The organism is Mycolicibacterium elephantis DSM 44368, from assembly GCF_004014805.1.
Lineage (GTDB): Bacteria > Actinomycetota > Actinomycetes > Mycobacteriales > Mycobacteriaceae > Mycobacterium > Mycobacterium elephantis.
Window position 1 is genome coordinate 1 of record NZ_ATDN01000078.1, and the last position, 20,520, is coordinate 20,520.

Sequence of the window (20,520 nt, forward strand, 5' to 3'; positions counted from 1 at the left end):
CATCGGCCCCGACAAATCCCGCACCCGCGGCAACCCCACCGCCCACCGCTCGGGTGCCTCAACCGCCATCGCCCGCGACTCCGTCCGCCGTCGTCACCGGCGAAGCCTCACGGGGCATCGCGGGTGACATCGGCCTCCACACTGTGATCAGACAGGCGGGGGTCGATGACCCCATGCCTCGAGGTGCAAGCGTCGCAGCGAATTTTGTGGCGGCACAGTGAGCGTCCCGCTTACCGGGAGCCCGGTGAGTGGGACCGCCGCTCAAGGGGCGAAGCGCGCGTGGCAGGCTGTGCACGTGACCGACCCAGCGGCTTTCCTCACCCGAGTCGAGAACGATCTGCGCGAGGCGGCGACACCCGCCGGAGTGCTGCGCTACTACGATGTCGGCGACGGTCCCGTTCTGCTGTTTCTGCACGGGTCCGGCCCTGGCGTCACCGGCTGGCGCAACTTTCGCGGCGTACTGCCCACCTTCGCCGAGCGGTTTCGCTGCTTGATCCTGGAGTTTCCCGGATTCGGGGTCAGCGACGATTACGGTGGCCATCCGATGATCGACGCGCAGGGAGCGGTGGCGCCGTTTCTGGACGCGCTGGAGATAGACCGCGTCGATATCATCGGCAACTCCATGGGCGGCGGCGTGGGGATCAACTTCGCGATCAGCGCCCCCGACCGCATCGGCAAGCTCGTCACCATCGGCGGCATCGGCACCAACATCTTCAGTCCCGGTCCCAGCGAAGGCATCCGCCTTCTGCAGGAGTTCACCGAGGATCCCACCCGTCAGCGACTGGTCGACTGGCTCAACTCGATGGTCTACGACCAGTCTCTGGTGACCGACCAACTGATCGAGGAACGCTGGGAACTAGCGACGGATCCCGAGACCCTCGCGGCTGCCCGGCGCATGTATGGCAAGAAGGCCTTCGCGCAGATGATGGCGTTCATGCGCAGCAGCGATGCGCCGCTGCCGTGGGCGCAGATGCACAAGGTCGCCGCACCCACGCTGTTGACGTGGGGACGCGACGATCGCGTGAGTCCCCTTGACATGGCGCTGATCCCGATGCGCACCATTCCCAACGCCGAGCTGCACGTGTTCCCGAACTGCGGGCACTGGGCGATGATCGAGGCCAAGGCGGCTTTCGAGAGCACCGTGCTGGCGTTCCTCGCCCGCGACGCCTAGGACGTAGCGAGCAGGCGAAAACCTTTGTAACCCGCGGCGGCCACCTCGGCGCAGATGTCGAGGTAGGTACCGAATCCTCCGATGAACAACATGAATCCGCGCGGTTTACCCGGCACGTTGGCGCCCATGTACCAGGAGTTGGCCCTCGGGAACAGCGTCGCTTCCGCGCGCCGATTGCATTCGGCGATCCAGTTGTCCACCGCTTCGCCGGTAGCTTCGATCGCGGTGTAGCCGTGCCCGTCGAGATAGGAGATCGCCTCGGCGATCCAGTTCACGTTCGCCTCGGCGTGCAGCACCATGTTGGCCAGCACCGCCGGCGCGCCGGGTCCCGAGACCAGGAACAGGTTCGGAAATCCGTCGACACCGAGCCCGAGGTAGGTGCGCGGACCGTCCGCCCAATCGTCGCGCAGCCTCTCCCCTTCGCGACCGACGATGTCGATCTTCGCCAGCGCACCGGTCATCGCGTCGAACCCGGTGGCGAGCACGATCGCGTCGACGGCGTAATGGGCGTCGGTGGTGTTGATGCCGTCGGCGTCGACGGACACGATCGGTGTCTTCCGCACGCTGACCAGGCTCACGTGCGGCTTGTTGAAGGTCTGGAAGTAGTTCGTGTCGGTGCAGATTCGCTTGGTACCGATGGGATGGTCGTTCGGGATGAGAAGCTCGGCAACCTCGGGGTCGTCGATCACCGCCCGGATCTTCTCCTCATAGAACTTGCGCGCTTCCTCGTTGGCGGCCATGTCGATCATCTGATCGCTGAACGTCTTCGAGAACAGCACGCCACCGAGTTCCCAGCGTTTCTCGAACGCCTCGCGGCGCTCCTCGGGCGTGGCCTCCATCGTCAGCTTCGGATGGGCGATGTGCGGTGAGCCGCCCCCGCTGCGCCACGACAGCCGACGGCGTTCGGCGTAGGTCGCCTTGATCCGGACCCGGTCCTCGTCAGTCAACGGCCGATTACCGGCGGGCACACTGTAATTCGGCGTCCGCTGGAACACGTAGAGACGATCGGCCTGTTCGGCGATCACCGGAATGGACTGGATGCCCGACGAACCGGTACCGATCACCGCGACCCGCTTCCCGGTGAAGTCGACGGGCTCGTGCGGCCAGTGCGCGGTGTGGTACAGCTCCCCCGCGTAACCGTCCAGGCCGGGAAAGTCCGGCGTCAGCGCCGCGGACAGCGGACCGGTCGCCATCACACAGAAGCGCGCGGTGACCACCTCATCGGTATCGGTCGTCACGGTCCAGCGCAGGTTGTCCTCGTCGAGCACCGCCGACGTGACCCGGGTGTTGAACGTGATGCCGTCGCGCAGGTCGAGCTTGTCGGCGACCCAGTTCATGTAGCGCAGGATCTCGGCCTGGGTGGCGTACTTCTCCGACCAGTCCCACTCCTGCTCGAGCTGCGGATCGAACGAGTAGCAGTAGTCGACGCTCTCGACGTCGCAGCGCGCCCCTGGATAGCGGTTGTAGTACCAGGTGCCTCCGATCTCCGGCGCCGCCTCGAACACGCGCACCGTCAAGCCCTGTGACCGCAGCTTGTGTAGCGCGTACAGACCGGCGAAGCCCGCGCCGACCACCACCGCATCCACGCTCGACCGCTGCCCGGAGATACCCACGCAGCCACGGTAGGTCGTCGTGGACCCGCCACAGCCGGAGTTTCCCGATGACCGGACAATCGAGCAGATGCCGTTCCACCCATCGGAAGGACACGTCGACCTGATCTCTGGAGACGCTTCAGGATCACCACATGCCTGGAACCGAGGCCGTCGGCGCGCGGATCGATGCCACTGTGTGCGTCGATCTGGACGGCGTTCGGCACCACCTCCGCTGGCCCCGCGACAAGACGCTGGTCGACACGATGCTCGACGCCGGGCTCGATGCTCCGCACTCGTGCCGCGAGGGCCACTGCGGCTCGTGTGTCGCGACGGTGGTGTCCGGCGAGGTCGACATGGCCGCCTGCGACATCCTCGAGCCGGCCGACCTTGCCGAGGGCCTCATCCTCGGCTGCCAGGCCCGACCGGTCACCGATGACCTTCACATCGAGTACTGACCTGGAAATGCAGCCCGCTGATTGGGAATCGGCGCCTTTCGACGGCCTTGTGCGGTAGACCATCAAGGACAAGCACAGAGTGAGGACACCAGCATGAGTGAGCGCGTACTCGACCGGGTGATGCAACTGGCCGAGCAGTTCAAGGAGCAGGCCGAGGAAGCCGAGAAAATCGGGCGGCTGACCGACACGACGGTCAAATCCATGAAGGCCGCCGGGTCCATCCGGCTGCTGCAGCCCAAGAAGCACGGTGGCTTCGAGGCCCACCCGCGCGAATTCGCCGAGACCGTGATGGCCACAGCGGCTCTGGACCCGTCGGCCGGCTGGATCAACGGCGTGGTGGGTGTGCACCCTTATCAACTCGCCTACGCCGATCCGCGAGTCGGCGAGGAAGTCTGGGGTGACGACATCGACACCTGGATGGCATCGCCCTATGCGCCGCAGGGTGTGGCGAAGCCGGTCGACGGCGGTTACATCTTCAACGGGCGTTGGCAGTTCAGCTCCGGAACCGATGCGTGTGACTGGATCATCCTGGGCGCGATGATCGGCGATGCCGACGGCAAACCGTTGATGCCCCCGCAGATGCTGCACATGATTCTTCCGCGGCCGGACTACGAGATTGTGGAGGACTCGTGGGACGTGGTCGGCTTGCGCGGCACGGGCTCCAAGGACGTCATCGTCAAGGACGCGTTCGTGCCGGAGTACCGGACGATGGACGCGATGAAGGTGATGGACGGCACCGCCCAGCGCGAGGCCGGCATGACCGAGCCGCTGTACCTGATGCCGTGGTCGACGATGTTCCCGCTCGGTATCTCCGCCGCCACGATCGGCATCGCGGAGGGTGCGCTGGCGGCACACCTGGATTACCAGCGTGAGCGTGTGAACTCCAGCGGGGTTGCGATCAAGGACGACCCGTATGTCATGTACGCCATCGGCGAGGCGGCCGCCGACATCAATGCCGCACGTCAGGAATTGCTGGCCAATGCCGAACGCATCTACGACATGGTCGCGGCGGGCAAGGACGTCAGTTTCGAGGATCGGGCCGCAGGCCGCCGCACCCAGATCCGTGCTGTGTGGCGCGCGGTGTCCGCGGTGGACGAGATCTTCGCCCGCTCGGGCGGCAACGCCGCACGCATGGACAAGCCTCTGCAGCGGTACTGGCGCGATGTGCATGTCGGTCAGTTGCACGCTATCCACGTGCCCGGCACGGTGTTTCACGCTTCGGCCCTGAGTTCGTTGGGCGTGGATCCGCAGGGTCCGCTGCGGGCGATGATCTAGAGGGGCGCGATGAGCGATCTGAAGAGTCTCGGATACGTCAAGGTTCAGGCCACCGACATCGAACGCTGGCGTCACTTCGCGTTCAAGGTGCTCGGCTTCGCCGAGGGCTCCGGTCCCGACGACGACGCGCTTTACCTGCGCATGGACGAGCGCGCGGCGCGCATCATCGTGGTTCCCGGCGATGTCGACAGGATTGTCACCGTCGGTTGGGAGGTCCGCGACCACGCGGCATTGACCCGTGTGAAGGCATCGCTCGACGCTGCGGGCGTAGCGGTCAAAGAGCTTTCGCTCGATCAGGCCGACGCCCGCCGCGTCGAAGAGGTGATCGCCTTCGACGATCCGGCGGGCACTTCCACCGAGGTGTTCCACGGTGCGGTACTCGACCACAGTCCCGTGGTGACGCCGTTCGGCGCCCGGTTCGTCACCGGGGATCAAGGACTCGGGCATGTCGTGCTGCCGGCCCTCGATGTGCCCGGGCTCTTCCGGTTTTACACCGAGGTACTCGGATTCAAGTCGCGCGGGGCGTTCCGCGTTCCGACGCCGCCGGAGTTCGGCCCGCTGCGCGTGCGGTTCCTCGGGATCAACGCACGCCACCACAGCCTGGCGATCTGTCCCGCTATGACGTTGCGTGACCCGGGCCTGGTCCACCTGATGGTGGAGGTCGACAGCCTCGACGCGGTCGGACAGGCGCTCGACCGGGTGAACAAGGACGGTTTCCAGTTGTCCTCGACGCTGGGCAGGCACACCAACGACAAGATGGTGTCGTTCTACGTCCGCGCGCCCGGGGACTGGGACATCGAGTTCGGCACGGATGGCATGCGGGTCGACGAAACCTATTACACCGCAGAGGAAATAACCGCCGACAGCTACTGGGGCCACGAGTGGGTGTCCGACCTCCCGGCGGCGATGCGTCCGTGAGCAGCGACGTCACTCCCCTGCCGGCGGCGGATGTCGCGCGATGGGACGAGGAGGCGGACGTCGTCATCGCCGGCTTCGGCATCGCCGGAGCGGCCGCGGCCGTGGAGGCCGTACGCGCCGGCGCCGACGTGCTGGTGCTCGAGCGCACCGGATCATGGGGCGGCGCCGCGTCGATGGCGGGTGGCTTCATCTACCTCGGTGGGGGCACGCCGATCCAAAAGGCCTGCGGTTTCGAGGATTCGGTGGCCAATATGGCTGCGTACCTCAATGTCGCGATGGGACCCGGCGCCGACGAGAAGCGGATCGCCGACTACTGCGAGGGCAGCCTCGAACACTTCGACTGGCTCGTCGGCTGCGGCGTGCACTTCAAGCCGGAGTTCTTCGGCGAGCCCGGCTGGGAGCCGATGGGCGATCAGGGGTTGATGTACAGCGGCGGCGAGAACTCCTATCCGTTCAACACCATCGCCGAACCGGCGCCCCGCGGACACGTCCCGCAGATGTCGGACAAGAAGCAGGGCGAGTCGAGCGCCGGCTACATGCTGATGAAACCGCTTGTGGAGACGGCTACCGCGGCGGGTGCGCGAGCGATATACGACGTTCGCGTGCAGCGGTTGATCGTCGAATCCGACGGCCGGGTGGTCGGGGTCTTTGCACGCCGGTACGGCGAGGAGATCGCGGTGCGCGCGCGCCGCGGTGTGGTGCTCGCGATGGGCAGCTTCGCCTACAACGAGGCCATGGTCGCCCAGTACGCGCCGCGCATCGCAGGCCGGCCCGCCGCCGCGATCGAGCAGCACGACGGTCAGGCGATCCGGATGGCGCAGGCACTGGGCGCCGACCTCGCCCATATGGACGCCACCGAGGTGGCCATTTTCATCGACCCGCAACAGCTGGTGCGAGGCATCCTCGTCAACGGCCGCGGCCAGCGCTACGTCCCCGAGGACACCTATCCCGGCCGGGTCGGGCAGTTGACCCTGTATCACCAGGACAACACGGCGTTCTTGATCATCGACGAGAAGGCCCAGGAGGAGGCGATGGCGTCGCTGTCGCCGCAGTTGATGATGCGACCGCCGACGTGGGTGTGCGGGACGGTGGCCGAACTCGAATCCGAGATGGGCCTGCCGACAGGGTCACTTCAAGCGACCGTGTCCGCCTACAACGCCGGCGCCGCCACGGGCGAGGATCCGCTGCTGCACAAGAAGCCGCAGTGGCTGCGACCGATCGGCTCGCCGGTGGGCGCGATCGACCTGCGCGAGAGCACCGGCGGATTCACCCTCGGGGGGCTTCTGACGTCGCTGGACGCGGAGGTTCTGCACGTCAGCGGCGAGCCCATCCCCGGTCTGTTCGCCGCGGGCCGCTGCACCGCGGGCCTGGCCGCCTGGGGCTACGCGAGCGGGATCTCGTTGGGCGACGGCAGCTTCTACGGCCGTCGGGCGGGACGCCGCGCCGCCGGCGCCTAGTTCTACTTCTCGGGTCCCGGCAGCTGCCCTAACCGGGTTGATCGCACGCACAGGGTGCATGCGATCAACCCGTCAGAGACACGCCGATGCCGCTTGGTGCGAAGCTCTGCAGCTGCCCGACCGGGCGTTCGCCGCGCCGGCGGCGTTACGCCGACGGCTAACTACAGGTCAGCAACGTGGCCGGGAGCAAATTCGCGCATTCGTGTGACACCCCACACAGCCGTATGCTACAAATAGGCATATTCCTATTAGAAATATCGCCTGCTGTCGCAGCAGCCTGCCCCCGGAGGCCTCATGACAACGACCGTCGAAACTCCCAGCGCCGTCCTCGACCGCGTATCGCTGGTTCTTGACGCCTTCGATGGGCCGGGTCGGTTGACGCTGGCGCAGATCGTGCGGCGCACCGGGCTCCCCCGTTCCTCGGCGCATCGGATGCTCGAGCGCCTCGTTCAACTGCGGTGGCTGCGACGCAGCGGACGCGACTACGAGCTGGGCATGCGGCTGATCGAACTGGGCTCGCTCGCTGTGCACCAGGACCGCCTGCACCGGGCGGCGGTGCCCCTGCTGCACGATCTGCACCGCGCGACCGGCCTCGTCGTCCATCTCGCGGTCCTCGATGGTTCCGATGTCCTGTACCTCGAGAAGATCGGGGACGGGCTCGCCGCAGCCATTCCCAGCCGGGTGGGAGCACGTCACCCCGCGCACTGTTCGGCGTTGGGTAAGGCGATGCTGGCGGCGGTGCCCGACCTGAACTACGAGACGATCGACCTGTCGCGCCGTCGCACCAAATACTCCATCGGGGCGCCGACGCAGTTGCGCGCCGAACTCGCCAAGGTGCGCTCGCACGGCATCGCGTTCGACCGCGAGGAAGCCCTGGCCGGATTCGGCTGCGTCGCAGCGCCGATCGGCGGGCAGGGTGAGGCGGTGGCCGCCGTATCAGTGTGCGGACCGATGAACCGTGTGAAGTTCGACCAGCGCCTCGTCGCGCCCGTGCGGATGACCGCGATGGCGATATGGCGCAACGCCGAGGAGGGCCGCCAGCGGGTCGCCCCGACGTTGCAGCAGGCCCGGCCGCTGCGGAACCTATCCGCGCCCCGGCCCGCGGCGGTCCGCGAGCAGGTGCTGCAGTACGCGTGAACCTCGATCCGCAGCTCGCCCCGTTGATCGAGGCGCTGGACTCCGGCTTTCCGCCCGTGCACGAAATGACCGGCGCGCAGGCGCGAGCCACGATCCGATCGCGCTTCGTGCCACCGCCAAAGCCCGAATCATTAGCGTCCGTCGACGATGTCGTCATCGCTGGGGACGACGGGCCCATCACCGCACGGGTTTACCGGCCCGCGGCCGAAGTTCCGCTGCCCCTAGTGGTGTACGCGCACGGCGGTGGGTTCGTGTTCTGCGACCTCGACAGCCACGATGCGCTCTGCCGTAACCTGGCGAATCTCACTCCTGCCGTGCTGATCTCGGTGGATTACCGGCTCGCTCCGGAGAATCGGTGGCCCGCCGCGGCGGAGGATGTCTACGCCGTGACGCGCTGGGCGGCAGAGCACGCCGCGGAGTTCGGCGGTGACCCAGGCCGCCTGGCGGTGGCGGGCGACAGCGCCGGCGGCAACCTCGCGGCGGTGACCGCGTTGATGGCGCGAGACCGCGGCGGGCCTGACCTGTCGGCACAGTTGCTGATCTATCCGATGATCGCCGCGGACTTCGAGACTGAGTCATACCGGTTGTACGGCAAGGGTTTCTACAATCCGCGCCCGGCACTGCAGTGGTATTGGGATCAGTACGTGCCCTCGTCATCGGACCGCACGCACCCGTACGCGTCACCGCTGCAGGCCCGCCTGGACGGGCTCCCGCCGGCCGTGGTGGTGGTCGCCGGCCACGATCCGCTGCGAGACGAGGCCATCGCGTACGCCGATGCGCTGGAATCCGCGGGAGTTCCCGTGGTGCGGTGCACCTTCGACGGTGGAATCCACGGGTTCATGACGATGCCGATGCTCGACATCGCCCACGAGGCACGGCGCCAGGCGACACAGGAACTCGCGAAGCTGCTGTGAGGTCGGCCCCCTAGACCGTCGGCACCGGTCCGTAGCGCTGATGCGGATCAAGGACGCAGTGGGTCCGGCCGAACACCGTGACCATGCACTTGTTGTTGTGGTTGCACCGACTGCGCGTGCCGTGATCGGCGATCATCGCGTTGACCAGATCGGGCTCGCGCAGCAACGCCCTGCCCATCGCCATGAAGTCGAAGCCCTCGCGCAGACCCGCCTGGAGGTGCTCGTAGTTCGTGACACCGCCCAGCAGAATCAGTTTCGTGTTGCGGACCACGGGCACGAACTGCCGCGCCGCGTCGAGCATGTAGAGATCGCGGTACGGGTAACTGCCCATCACCCGCTTGCCGGCGAGGCGGACTCCCGGCCGCAGAGCCGGCGGCATCACCTCGGCGAACTCCTTGACCGGGACATCACCCCCAAACAGGTACATCGGCTTGTAAACCGATGAGCCCTGGGTGAGTTCGATGGCGTCCAAGGTGTTGTCGGCGTCGAGCAATTGTGCGGTCCGCAGGGCCTCGTCGACCCAGATGCTGCCCGGCAGACCGTCGTCCATGTCGAGTTTGGCGATGACCGCGATCTGGTCCTTCACCACTTCCCGGACACGCGCCGCGATCTCGCGGACCAGCCGGGACCGATTGTCGATGCAACCGCCGTACTCGTCTTTGCGCCGATTGATGCGTGCGCTGAGGAACGAGCTCGGCAGGTAGAGATGACCGAAGTGCAGCTCGACGGCATCGAAGCCGGCGTCAACGGCCACCTGTGCCGCCGCGGCGAAGTGTTCGATGACCGTGCGGATCTCGCCACGGGTGATCTCGCGACAGTATGCGAAGGAGGTGGGATTGATGAACCGGCTGGGCGCGACAGCGGTGACGCCCGTCAGCTTCTTCGGCGCGACGACGCCGGAGTGGCCGAGTTGAGCCGAGATCGCGGCGCCCGCCGCGTGCACGGCGTCGGTGAGCCTGCGCAGTCCTGGCAGCGCCGCATCACTCATCACGATCTGGCCGGGCGCGCTGGCGCCCTCTTTCGAGACGCAGCAGTACGCGACCGTCGTCATCCCCACGCCGCCCTCGGCGAACGCGACGTGAAAATCGATGAGGTCGTCGGTGACCATGCCGTCGGGCGAGCGGCCCTCGGACGTCGCGGCCTTGATGACACGGTTGCGCAACGTGGCTGGACCGAGCCGGGTCGGCGTGAACGGGTCCAGGGTCTCGACGGTCATCGGACCACGGTGCTCCCGCCACACGGCGTGGTCAACGGTGTCGTCCCGATGGTTGGGAGCGTCGCCGTATCCGGTGCCGCCGCGACCCTACTGTCGGGTGATGGTCGACGGTGAGGTGTTCGTCATCGACCGGGTCATCACCCGGCCGGGATGCGCAAAGCGTTTCGTCGACACGTATCTGGCCGAATACGCGCCGGGTGCGCGGAATCGTGGGATGACGCTTCGCGATGTGCTCGTCAGCCCGCCGATCTGGTTCGACGACCAACCCAACGTCATCACGGTGACGTGGACGCTGCCGAGTCCTCAGGCCTGGTGGGAGATGACGTGGAAGGGCAGGCCCGACGCCACGCTCGGGGCGTGGTGGGAAGGGGTCGCCGAACTCGTCGTCGAGCGCACGCGCAGCGTTGCCGCCGCGGCGGCGGATGTGGACGGCCTGTGCGATGTATAGCGTCATCCGCCTGATCGACACGGTCGGCGCATCCGAACGCGACCGGTTGCTCGGCGAACTGCGGGAGGCGTCGGCGGCCAGCGGTGCGGCCCACGTTCTGGTGCAGCCGACACTGCCCGGGGTGCGCAACGGCGGCGACATCCTCATGCACCTGCGGTTCAACGATGCGGACGAATGGTCCTCGGTGGCAATGAGTTTCGATTCAATGCTCGATCGCCCCGAGATCGGCCGCGTCAACGGCGCCACCTACACCGGCGATCCGGTTACCGCCAGAGACCTCTCCGCCACCGTCTACCGGACACTGCTGCTTCGAGTGCAACCGGATACCGATGACGCCACGATGTCGCGCTTCGAGAACGATCTGCGGCTCCTGCCCCGCTATGTCACGTCGATCGCCACCTGGCAGCTCAGTCGCGTCGACTCCGCGGTCGGTGCTTCACCGTGGACCCACGTCTTCGAGCAGGAGTTTCGCGACCTCGACGGCCTGACCGGCCCGTACCTCATGCACCCCATTCACTGGGCGTACGTGGACCGGTGGTTCGACCCCGAGTGTCCCGAGGTCATCGTCCGCGATCGCGTCTGCCACAGCTTCTGCAGCATGGGGTGATTTCGGTGCGCAAACGATCGCCGAGCGCAGGTTTGCGCACCGAAATCACTAGAGGCCGGCGGGCAGGATGTTCGGGTTGGCCGTCGGCGGCGGTGCCAGCGGCGGCAGCTCCTCGGCACCGTCGAGCGTGCGCACGGTCAGCCCCTGTGACCAGGGATAGTGCAGGCTGAACGCGACCAGCCCGGTGCGCTCGGCGGCCGGCAGGTGACACATCGCCAGCACGGTTTCGGCCAGGTACTCCACCGGCTCGGTCGGGAAGGTATCCGGAATGAGTTGGGCCGCACCGGGGGTGCGGATGGCAGTCGACGGACCGACGCAGTTCACCGCGATGTTCGAATCGAGCAGTTCGGCGGCCACGCCCTGGGTGAAGCGGTGCAGGGCGGCCTTGCAGGAGGCGTAGACGACGTCGCCCGACGTCTTGTTGTACTCGCGGTACGGCCGCACCGGCGCGACGCCGGTCACCGACCCGATGTTCACAATCCAGCCGGCGCCCCGTTGCCGCATGTGTGGCACCGCGGCTTTCGTCAGCACGAAAGGCGTGCGCAGATAATGCTCGACGGTGCGGTCGAATGTCTCGAGGCCCATCTCTTCGACCAGGGCGTAATCCGCGAAGCCCGCGTTGTTGACCAGGATGTCCAGCCCGCCGGCGCGTTCGACGACCTCGTCGACCAGCCGACCACGCTGGTCAGCGTCCTCGAGGTCCGCGGCGATGCCAAATGCCGTGCCGCCGGCCCGCTCGATCAGCTCGATGGTCTCGCCGATCGTCCCCGGCAGGGCGGTGGCGGCGCCGCCGCGAATCGATGCCGACGGCTCGAATGACCGCGCCGTCACTACCACCGTGGCGCCCTCTGCGGAAAGACGCTGCGCCACAGCGCGTCCGATGCCCCTGCTGCTGCCGGTGACCAGTGCCGTCTTGCCGGTGAGAAGTCCGCTCATCGGATTGTGAAGTGCTCTTCGACGGGCGCACGATGCTGATGCCACATGTCGACCAAACGGTACGGAGTCGACACGACCACACGACCGGAGCCAGAACGGTAGTAGGTGTGCGCGTTCGGGGTGTGGCACCACACGGTCCGCGACATCGCGTCGTCGATCTGCGCGACATACTCGTCGTAGGCCTCCCGCGTCACTTCGATGGTGGTGGCATCGCGCAGCGCGAGCAGTTGCAGGCACTCGATGATGTAGTGGGCAAGCACCTCCATGGAGAAGTTGGCGCCCGCGCCGTGACCCGGGCTGTAGTTCGGCGCCGAGGTGATGAACAGGTTCGGGAACCCCGGCACCGTGCCGCCGCGGTAGGCGCGGGGGCTGTCACCCCATTCCTCGCGCAGTGTCCTGCCGTCGCGGCCTCGGATGTCAACCGTGGACAGGAAATCGAGGTGGTACCCGGTGGCGTAGACGATCACGTCGAGATCGATCTGCCTTCCGTCCTGAGTGACAATGCCGTTGGGGTTGACGGCGGCCGGTTCGCTGGCTTCGACGTCGACGTGATCCCGGGTCAGCGCCGCGTAATAGCCGCCCGGATCGCGGACGATTCGCTTGCCGTACGGTGCGAAATCCGGCGTGACCTTCTTCGCCAGCTCTGAGCCTTCGCCGAAGGTCTCGTGGATGTACTCCAGACACATCTGCAGCAGCACGTCGTTGGCCGGAGAGATCGACAGGTGGTCCTTCGCCCACTCCGGATCCTGCAGGATCACGGGATAGTTGTTGTCCGCTGTCGCCCAGTAGGACTTCAGCCTGTGCCAGTTCGCGTAGTACGGCAGATGCCGTCCGAGATATCGCCGGTACTCGGGAACGTCGTCGGAGAGCCGCTTGCGCGGGGCCACCCAGTGGGGCTGACGTTGAAAGACGGTGAGATGCTCCACTTCGTCCACGCACGCGTCGACGATCTGCACCGCAGTGCAGCCCGCGCCGATGACGGCGACCCGCTTGCCCGCGAGGTCCAGCGACGGATCCCACAGCGCCGAGTGAACGCTGATGCCCTCGAACGATTCTCGGCCGGGCACATCGGGCCACCGGGGCCGGTTGAGATAACCGGCCGCGGTGACGACCACCCGGGCATAGCTGACGTCACGGTTGCCGTCGCGGTCGATCGCGTGGATCTGCCACTGCTTGCGATCGTCGTCCCACCACAGGGCCTCCACCTCGGTGCTGAACCGGGTGTGCTCGCGCAGCCCATACTTATCGGCCAGGGACACCAGGTAGTTCTGGTACTCCGCGCCCTGCGGGTAGTAGCTCGACCAGTCGGGGTTGACCTCCCGCGACAGCGAGTAGTACGCCGACGGTGTGTCGACACCGATTCCGGGATACCTCGTCGTCAGCCAGGTCCCGCCGACCTCCTCGTTGCGGTCGAAGATCTGGTAGTTCACTCCCGCGTCGGCGGCGGCCAACGCGGTGATGATGCCGGCGATGCCCGCGCCGATGATCGCGACCGTCGTCGTCGACGGGATCGGCACCGTGCGCGGCAACGACGGTTGCGAGAGATGAAAGCCCCCCTGTTCGAGCAGGAGTGGGACGAACTCGTCGTCGACGTCGGAACCCAGCGCCACCGGTAGCACGCGGGTGAACAGCTCGCGATCGTCTGGGGCCAGCGCATTGTCGGCACGGGGCGCCCCCAGTGCGGCGATGAGTGCGTCGACCAGCGCTCGCATGGTGTCGTCGTCGGTAACACCTGCGCGCTCTGGCGGATCGGGCACGTGAGAGATTTTCGGTCCGAACCGGTCGACCACTGACGGATCACCTGTCAGCTGAGCCAGCACCGCGACCAGCACACCGGGGTCCGCCTGCACGAGATTCGCTTCCAGTTCATCGCGGTCGGCGGCCTGCGCAAGCGGCGCTGGTACGGCTCGGGTGTCAGCAGTCACGAGCTTGAGTATCGACGCGGTACGGCAGACCGGGCACTGCTCGGCCTACTGAGCGGGACATCCGTCGCCCACGCCATGCCGTGCTGCCTACGCTGCCGCCATGGATCTGGACGCTGTGGTCGCCCAGGCGCGCAGCCACACTCTCGGTGACATCCCTCGACGGTCGGCCCGCAGGCAACCCGACAAGACCGCGATCATCGACGGCGACGTGGTGCTGACGTTCGCCGAGTTCGATCACCTCGTGGATCGCGCCGCGGCGGCGTTGCAGGACAACGGCTTCCGGCCGGGTGATCGGGTGGCGCTGCTGGCCCGCAATTGCTGGCAGTACGCGGTGCTCGCCTTCGCCACAGCCCGCGCCGCGGTGGTGCTGGTGCCGGTCAACTTCATGCTGACGGCCGAGGAGGTCGCCTACATCCTCGGCCACAGCAAGGCCGACGGCTTCATCGTCGAAGCCGAGCTGGCGGCCGTCGCCGAGGACGCGATGCGCATCGACGGAGCGGTGCGCACCCGGGCCGCGATCGTGCGGCCCGGACAGAGCGTTCCGCCAGGCTGGGAGGACTTCGCGCAATGGCTTTCCACCACCACCCCCGCGCCGAATCCGCGCATCGAGGACGACCAGCTGCTGCGGTTGATGTACACCAGCGGCACCGAGTCGCGGCCCAAAGGCGCGATGCACACGAGCCGCAGCCTGATGTGGCAGTACGTCAGCACGATCGTCGCCGGCTCGATGGCCGGTGACGACGTCGAAATCCACTCGCTGCCGCTGTATCACTGCGCGCAGCTGGACAACTTCCTGGCCACCGACATCTATCTCGGTGCGACCAGCATCATCCTGCCCGGGCCCGACCCCGAGACGGTGCTGCGCACGATCGCCCGCTACGGGGTGACCAACTACTTCGCGCCTCCGACGGTCTGGATCAGCCTGTTGCGTTGCCCGGTGTTCGACGAGGTCGATCTGTCGAGCCTGCGCAAGGGCTACTACGGCGCTTCGGCGATGCCGATCGAGATCCTCGCCGAGATCCGCGACCGGCTGCCGAACCTGAGGTTGTGGAACTTCTACGGCCAGACCGAGTTGGCACCGCTGGCGTCCGCGCTCGGGCCCGACGAGCAGGACACCCACGCCGGTTCTGCGGGACGGCCGGTGGTCAACGTCGAGACGACGATCCTCGGCGAAGACGACGCTCCGGTCGCACCCGGTGTGGTGGGTGAGATCGCCCACCGCAGTCCACATCTGATGCTCGGCTATCTCGACGACCCGGGCAAGACGGCGGAGGCGTTCCGCGGCGGTTGGTTCCACTCCGGCGACCTCGGTTACTACGACGAACACGGGCTGCTGCACGTGGTCGACCGCAAGAAGGACATGATCAAGACCGGTGGCGAGAACGTCGCCAGCCGCGAGGTCGAGGAGGTTCTCTACCGGCACAACGGGGTTCAGGAGGTCGCGGTCTTCGGACTTCCGCATCCGACGTGGGTCGAGACCGTGGTCGCCGCGGTGGTTTCTCGCGAAGGTGCCAACCTGACCGAGGACGGCCTGATCGCGTACTGCCGGCAGCATCTGGCCGGGTTCAAGACCCCCAAGCACGTCTTCTTTGTCGACACACTGCCGAAGAATCCGAGCGGCAAACTGCTGAAACGTCAACTGCGCGAACGCTTCGCGGCCGAACCGCTGAGCCGCTGAGCCAGAAGGGAACTGACAGTTGTTCACAGGACGTATCGCGCGCTTCGACGCGCCCGGAAAGCTGTTCGAGATCGAGACCGTGAACTTGTCCGAGGTCGGCCCCGGCGAGATCCTGATCAAGGTCACCAGGACCAACATCTGTGGATCGGACCTGCACGCGTGGCACGGCACCTTCGCCACCCGCGGCCTGGGAGGACAACTTCCGACGGTGCTCGGTCACGAGATGGTGGGCGCGGTCGAGGAGCTCGGTGACGGCGTCACGGCGGACTCCAACGGCGCACCTCTACAGAAGGGCAGCCGGGTGGTGTTCCCCTACTTCTTTCCCTGCCACCACTGCCGAAACTGCCTGGCGGGCAGGCGCAACGCGTGCCTGAACCTCGCGATGGCCATGCTCGGACGCGCCGATGCGCCTCCCTATTTCGTCGGCGGCTACGCCGACTACTTTCTGCTGCCCGCCGGAGCGGTCGTGTACACCGTGCCCGACCGGGTCAGCGACGACATCGCCTCGGGCGCCAACTGTGCGCTGTCTCAGGTGATGTACGGCCTCGAGCGTGTGGACCAGCAACTCGGCGAGACCGTCGTCGTGCAGGGCGCCGGTGCGCTGGGGCTTTACACGGTCGCGGTGGCCAAGGCCCGGGGCGCGAGCCGGGTCATCGCCATCGACGGTGTGCCCGAACGGCTCGAGTTGGCAACCGCGTTCGGCGCCGACGCGGTGATCGACATCAACACGGCCGCCACGGTGAAGGACCGCGCGAAGACCGTTCGCGACCTGACCGACGGCCACGGCGCCGACGTCGTGGTGGAGGTCGTCGGCCACCCGTCCGCCATCGACGAGGGCCTCAAGATGCTGGGCCAGTTCGGCCGCTACGTCGAGATCGGCAACATCAACATCGGCAAGACCTTCGAATTCGACCCGTCACGGTTCGTCTTCGCCAACAAGACGATGATCGGGGTCTCGTTGTACGAACCGCCGGTGCTGTCGCGGGCCCTGACCTTCCTCGAACAGCACCAGGAGACCCTCCCCCTGCACCGGCTGGCTGCAGCGCAGTATCCGCTCGACGACATCAACGAGGCCTTCGCCGCCGCCGAGCACAAGCGCGACGTCCGCGCCAGCATCGTTCCCTGATCCTCCGAGGAGATCCATGCACGACTACACCCGCAAGACGTTGTTCATCGACGGGCGTTGGGTGACGCCGTCGGCGGGCGACGTGATCGACGTCGTCGACCCCGCCACCGAGAAGGTGATCGGTTGCGTGCCCAACGGGACCGTCGCCGACGTGGACGCGGCTGTGGACGCCGCCCGCAGGGCATTCGACCCGCTGATCACCCGCGCCGAACGGCGTGACCGGCTGGCCCGGGTGATCGCCGCGATGGAGAAGCGGCTGCCCGACATTGCCGAGACCATCAGCCGGGAGATGGGCGCGCCGTTGCGCATCGCACAAGGTGTCCAGACCAAGGTGCCGCTGGCCGTGGCCCGCGGTTTCGCCGACGTCCTCGAGTCCTTCGAATTCGAAGAGCGCGTGGGCAACTCGTTGGTGCTGCGCGAGCCGTACGGCGTCGTCGGCGCCATCACCCCGTGGAACTACCCGCTCTATCAGGTGGTCGCCAAGGTGCTGCCCGCCATCGCCGCGGGCTGCACCGTCGTCCTCAAGCCGAGCAACGAGGCACCGCTTTCGGTGTTCGAGTTCATCGAAGCGGTCGAGGAGGCCGGACTTCCCGACGGGGTGGTGAACCTGGTGTCGGGACGCGGATCCGTGGTGGGCGAGCGCATCGCGTCGCATCCCGACGTCGACGTGGTGTCGTTCACCGGGTCGACCGCCGTGGGCCGCCGGGTCGCCGAGCTGGCCGCCGGCTCGGTGAAGAAGGTGGCCCTCGAACTCGGCGGGAAGTCCGCCAACGTCATCCTCGACGGCGGCGACCTGACCACCGCGGTGAAGGTCGGCGTGGGCAACGCGTTTCTCAACGGCGGGCAGACCTGCATGGCGTGGACCCGGATGCTGGTGCCGCGCTCGCGCTACGACGAGGCCCTCGAACTGATCGACGCCGCCGCGGCCAAGTACACGGTCGGCGAGCCGTCCGATCCCGGCACCCGGATCGGTCCCCTGGCCTCGGCCGCGCAGTTCGAGTCCGTGCGCGGGTTCATCGACCGCGCGCGCCGCGACGGCGCCCGCCTGCTCACCGGCGGATCCGAACCGGTTCGCGACAGCGGCTACTACGTCGCCCCGACCGTGTTCGCCGACGTCGACCCCGACTCCGAGCTGGGCCAGGAGGAAGTGTTCGGGCCGGTGCTCGCGGTGATTCCGTTCCAGGACGCCGACGACGCCCTACGCATCGCCAACGGCACGCCCTACGGGCTCTCAGGCGCGGTGTGGGGACCCGACCTCGACACCGCCATTGCGTTCGCGCGGCGGGTGCAGACCGGACAGCTCGACGTCAACGGCGGCATGTACAACCCCGTCGCGCCGTTCGGCGGCTACAAGAAGTCCGGCGTCGGCCGGGAACTCGGCCGCGCGGGGTTCGAGGAATTCCTGCAGACCAAGTCCTTACAGTTGCCTTCATGAGCTCACCGCAGACGCTCCCCCGACTGGTGCCGCCCGCGGCCGTCGATCCCGCCGGGACGGCGAGCCTACGGGCCGAGGTTCGCGAATTCCTCGCCGAACAGCTCTCCGCGGGCGCGTTCACACCGTCGGTCGACGCCTGGCTCACCGGATGGGATGAGAACTTCACCAAAGCGCTTGCCGCACACGGCTATCTCGGGATGACGGTGCCCGTCGAATACGGCGGGCACGGACGCTCGTTCATCGAACGGTTCGTGGTGACCGAAGAGCTTCTGGCCGCGGGTGCGCCCGTCGCGGCCCACTGGATCGCCGATCGGCAGATTGTGCCCTCGGTACTCAAGTACGGCACGGAACACCAGAAGAAGGAGTTTCTCCCGCGCATCGTGCGTGGCGACTGCTTCTTCGGCATCGGCATGAGCGAACCCGATTCCGGATCGGATCTCGCGAGCGTCCGCACCAAAGCGGTGCCGGTTGACGGCGGCTGGCTGCTGTCCGGCACCAAAGTGTGGACCTCGGGCGCACACCGCGCGCATGCCTTCATCGCCCTGGCCCGCACCGCGCCGGTCGATCGGGACAACCGGCACGCCGGGCTGAGCCAGTTCATCGTCGACCTACGTGGGCCCGGGGTTCACATCCGGCCCGTCGTCTCGATGAACGGCGCCCACCACTTCAACGAGGTGATCCTCGACGAAGCATTCGTGCCCGACGACATGGTGTTCGGTGAGATCGGCGCGGGCTGGCGGCAGGTCACCTCGGAATTGGCCTTCGAACGCAGCGGACCCGAGCGGTTTCTGTCGACGTTCGTCCTGCTGAGGGCGTGCGGCGAAAGGATGGCCGCACAGCGCGGTGCGGCGGATCCCGACGTCGGCCGACTGGTTGCCCGCATCGCCGCCTTGCACCAGATGTCCGGCGCGGTGGCCGGTGCGCTCGAACGCCGGGATCCGGCAGACATCCCCGCCGCCGTCGTCAAGATTCTCGGCACCACCACGGAGGGCGACATCGCCGATTTCGCCGACACGCTCACGAACGACACAGCGGATCCTGAGTTCGCTCAACTGGTTTCACTCGCCGTCGACCAGCGTCCGGGCTTCACGCTGCGCGGCGGGACCAACGAAGTGCTGCGCGGTGTGGTGGCGAGAGGGCTGGGGCTGCGATGAGCACTGCCGCCACGACACCGATGGACGTCGATCCCGCGCTGGTCGAGATGATGGGCGCGGTGTTCGCCGAGTACCGCGACGCCCATCCGCCGCCGAAGACCGTCGAACGAAATGCCGAGTTGTGGCGCCGCCTCGACGAACTGGGGCTGGTTCGCCTGACCGGCGCCGAGGAGTCCGGCGGCAGCGGAGCGGGGTGGTTCGAGGCGTCCGAGTTGCTCGCCGCGGCGGCCCGCAACGCCGTGCGCATTCCGTTGGCCGAACACGACCTGCTGGCATGCTGGCTGCTCGACGAGATCACGATGCCGGTTGACGCCGCGGCGCGGACGGTGTGTGTGCTGGACGACGACGGCACAGCGCGCGGTGTCCCCTGGGCGGCGGGCAGCGACCGGGTCGTCGTGGTGTGGCGCGACGGCGACACCCACCGCGTCGCCGATGTCGACACCGGGGAACTGGAGATCACGCCGGGCGCCAACCTGATCGGCGAACCGCGCGACACCGTGGTGGCCGATGTCACCGCGCTCGGTGGGGTGCCCGTCGCCGCGGATCTGCTCGAGCAGTTGCGCCTGAAAGCGGCGCTGACGCGGGCGATCCAGGTATGCGCGGTCCTCGACGAGATCGTGCTGTCCTCGATCGACCATGCGAGTTCGCGCATCCAGTTCGGCCGTCCGCTGTCACGTTTCCAGGCGGTACAGCATTTGATCGCCGACGCTGCGGCCGAGGCGGCGCTGGCCCGCGCGGCGACCGAGGCGGCGTTGATGACGGCGGTCGGCAGCGACTGGGCGTCGACGAACCTTCGCTTCCGCGTCGCGACGGCCCGGTCGTGTGTCGGCCACGCCTGCTCCGTCGTGGTGCGAAACGCCCATCAGATCCACGGCGCCATCGGCACCACCTACGAGCACCGGCTGCACGAGTTCACCCGCGCCGCGTTGGCGTGGCGATCCGAGTTCGGGTCGGTGCGCTATTGGGACGAGCAGGTCAGCGCCGCGACGATGGCGGCGGACGCGGACATGTGGGCATTGATCACCGACTGACCGGTCCGCGGGCGCGCGATGTTCCACTGACCGGGCACCTTGACG

Annotated in this window: 18 protein-coding genes; 14 read left to right on the plus strand and 4 right to left on the minus strand. The window is 67.2% G+C overall.

What is annotated here, in order from left to right:
* Positions 1 to 295: 295 nt before the first annotated feature.
* Positions 296 to 1,171 (plus strand): alpha/beta fold hydrolase, encoded by an 876-nt coding sequence (locus MELE44368_RS24825; protein ID WP_082948499.1) that lies wholly within the window; start codon positions 296 to 298, stop codon positions 1,169 to 1,171.
* Here MELE44368_RS24825 and MELE44368_RS24830 read toward each other — a convergent pair.
* The gene (locus MELE44368_RS24830) at positions 1,168 to 2,784 is read right to left on the minus strand and encodes a flavin-containing monooxygenase (RefSeq protein ID WP_046751359.1); all 1,617 of its coding nucleotides are present in this window, start codon (positions 2,782 to 2,784) and stop codon (positions 1,168 to 1,170) included. The two genes, MELE44368_RS24825 and MELE44368_RS24830, sit on opposite strands and share 4 nt — an antisense overlap.
* 131 nt (positions 2,785 to 2,915) lie before the next feature.
* Here MELE44368_RS24830 and MELE44368_RS24835 point away from each other — a divergent pair, with 131 nt between their 5' ends.
* From MELE44368_RS24835 to MELE44368_RS24860, 6 genes are all read left to right on the plus strand, one after another.
* Positions 2,916 to 3,218, plus strand: coding sequence for a 2Fe-2S iron-sulfur cluster-binding protein (locus MELE44368_RS24835; RefSeq protein ID WP_046751360.1), 303 nt, complete (start codon positions 2,916 to 2,918; stop codon positions 3,216 to 3,218).
* Positions 3,219 to 3,311: 93 nt separating this feature from the next.
* The gene (locus MELE44368_RS24840; protein ID WP_046751361.1) at positions 3,312 to 4,493 is read left to right on the plus strand and encodes an acyl-CoA dehydrogenase family protein; all 1,182 of its coding nucleotides are present in this window, start codon (positions 3,312 to 3,314) and stop codon (positions 4,491 to 4,493) included.
* A gap of 9 nt (positions 4,494 to 4,502) precedes the next feature.
* On the plus strand, positions 4,503 to 5,411 hold the full coding sequence (gene bphC, locus MELE44368_RS24845; RefSeq protein ID WP_046751362.1) for a biphenyl-2,3-diol 1,2-dioxygenase: 909 nt from the start codon (positions 4,503 to 4,505) through the stop codon (positions 5,409 to 5,411).
* Positions 5,408 to 6,868 carry an FAD-dependent oxidoreductase gene (locus MELE44368_RS24850; protein ID WP_046751363.1) on the plus strand — a complete coding sequence of 487 codons (1,461 nt, stop codon included), beginning with the start codon at positions 5,408 to 5,410 and terminating at the stop codon, positions 6,866 to 6,868. Before bphC ends, MELE44368_RS24850 begins: the two co-directional genes overlap by 4 nt.
* Positions 6,869 to 7,162: 294 nt before the next feature.
* A complete protein-coding gene (locus tag MELE44368_RS24855; protein WP_128110911.1) occupies positions 7,163 to 8,005 on the plus strand; it encodes an IclR family transcriptional regulator in 843 nt (280 codons plus the stop codon).
* Positions 8,002 to 8,919 (plus strand): LipP1 family hormone-sensitive lipase, encoded by a 918-nt coding sequence (locus MELE44368_RS24860; RefSeq protein WP_046751365.1) that lies wholly within the window; start codon positions 8,002 to 8,004, stop codon positions 8,917 to 8,919. Before MELE44368_RS24855 ends, MELE44368_RS24860 begins: the two co-directional genes overlap by 4 nt.
* Before the next feature lie 10 nt (positions 8,920 to 8,929).
* On the opposite strand, the gene MELE44368_RS24865 is transcribed toward MELE44368_RS24860, so the two are convergent.
* Positions 8,930 to 10,135 carry an NADH:flavin oxidoreductase gene (locus MELE44368_RS24865; RefSeq protein ID WP_128110912.1) on the minus strand — a complete coding sequence of 402 codons (1,206 nt, stop codon included), beginning with the start codon at positions 10,133 to 10,135 and terminating at the stop codon, positions 8,930 to 8,932.
* Positions 10,136 to 10,235: 100 nt separating this feature from the next.
* On the opposite strand from MELE44368_RS24865, the gene MELE44368_RS24870 reads away from it, so the two are divergent.
* Positions 10,236 to 10,583, plus strand: coding sequence for a hypothetical protein (locus MELE44368_RS24870; RefSeq protein WP_128110913.1), 348 nt, complete (start codon positions 10,236 to 10,238; stop codon positions 10,581 to 10,583).
* Complete coding sequence (locus tag MELE44368_RS24875) at positions 10,576 to 11,190, plus strand: Dabb family protein (protein ID WP_046751368.1); 615 nt, start codon at positions 10,576 to 10,578, stop codon at positions 11,188 to 11,190. The genes MELE44368_RS24870 and MELE44368_RS24875 overlap by 8 nt, the downstream gene beginning before the upstream one ends.
* 48 nt (positions 11,191 to 11,238) lie before the next feature.
* On the opposite strand, the gene MELE44368_RS24880 is transcribed toward MELE44368_RS24875, so the two are convergent.
* Both MELE44368_RS24880 and MELE44368_RS24885 read right to left on the minus strand, forming a co-directional pair.
* On the minus strand, positions 11,239 to 12,126 hold the full coding sequence (locus tag MELE44368_RS24880) for an SDR family NAD(P)-dependent oxidoreductase (protein ID WP_046751369.1): 888 nt from the start codon (positions 12,124 to 12,126) through the stop codon (positions 11,239 to 11,241).
* Complete coding sequence (locus MELE44368_RS24885) at positions 12,123 to 14,051, minus strand: flavin-containing monooxygenase (RefSeq protein WP_046751370.1); 1,929 nt, start codon at positions 14,049 to 14,051, stop codon at positions 12,123 to 12,125. Before MELE44368_RS24885 ends, MELE44368_RS24880 begins: the two co-directional genes overlap by 4 nt.
* Positions 14,052 to 14,151: 100 nt before the next feature.
* On the opposite strand from MELE44368_RS24885, the gene MELE44368_RS24890 reads away from it, so the two are divergent.
* Genes MELE44368_RS24890 through MELE44368_RS24910 form a run of 5 tightly spaced genes read left to right on the plus strand, consistent with a single transcriptional unit; the run spans position 14,152 to position 20,475 of the window.
* On the plus strand, positions 14,152 to 15,729 hold the full coding sequence (locus MELE44368_RS24890; RefSeq protein WP_064918916.1) for an acyl-CoA synthetase: 1,578 nt from the start codon (positions 14,152 to 14,154) through the stop codon (positions 15,727 to 15,729).
* A 19-nt stretch (positions 15,730 to 15,748) separates the two neighbouring features.
* On the plus strand, positions 15,749 to 16,855 hold the full coding sequence (locus MELE44368_RS24895; protein WP_128110914.1) for a zinc-binding dehydrogenase: 1,107 nt from the start codon (positions 15,749 to 15,751) through the stop codon (positions 16,853 to 16,855).
* A gap of 16 nt (positions 16,856 to 16,871) precedes the next feature.
* Positions 16,872 to 18,290: an aldehyde dehydrogenase family protein gene (locus MELE44368_RS24900; protein ID WP_064918914.1), complete on the plus strand. Its 1,419-nt coding sequence runs from the start codon at positions 16,872 to 16,874 to the stop codon at positions 18,288 to 18,290.
* Positions 18,287 to 19,444, plus strand: a complete 1,158-nt coding sequence (locus tag MELE44368_RS24905; protein WP_128110915.1) for an acyl-CoA dehydrogenase family protein — start codon at positions 18,287 to 18,289, stop codon at positions 19,442 to 19,444. Before MELE44368_RS24900 ends, MELE44368_RS24905 begins: the two co-directional genes overlap by 4 nt.
* Complete coding sequence (locus MELE44368_RS24910; protein ID WP_241566760.1) at positions 19,441 to 20,475, plus strand: acyl-CoA dehydrogenase family protein; 1,035 nt, start codon at positions 19,441 to 19,443, stop codon at positions 20,473 to 20,475. The genes MELE44368_RS24905 and MELE44368_RS24910 overlap by 4 nt, the downstream gene beginning before the upstream one ends.
* The last annotated feature ends 45 nt before the right edge of the window (positions 20,476 to 20,520 follow it).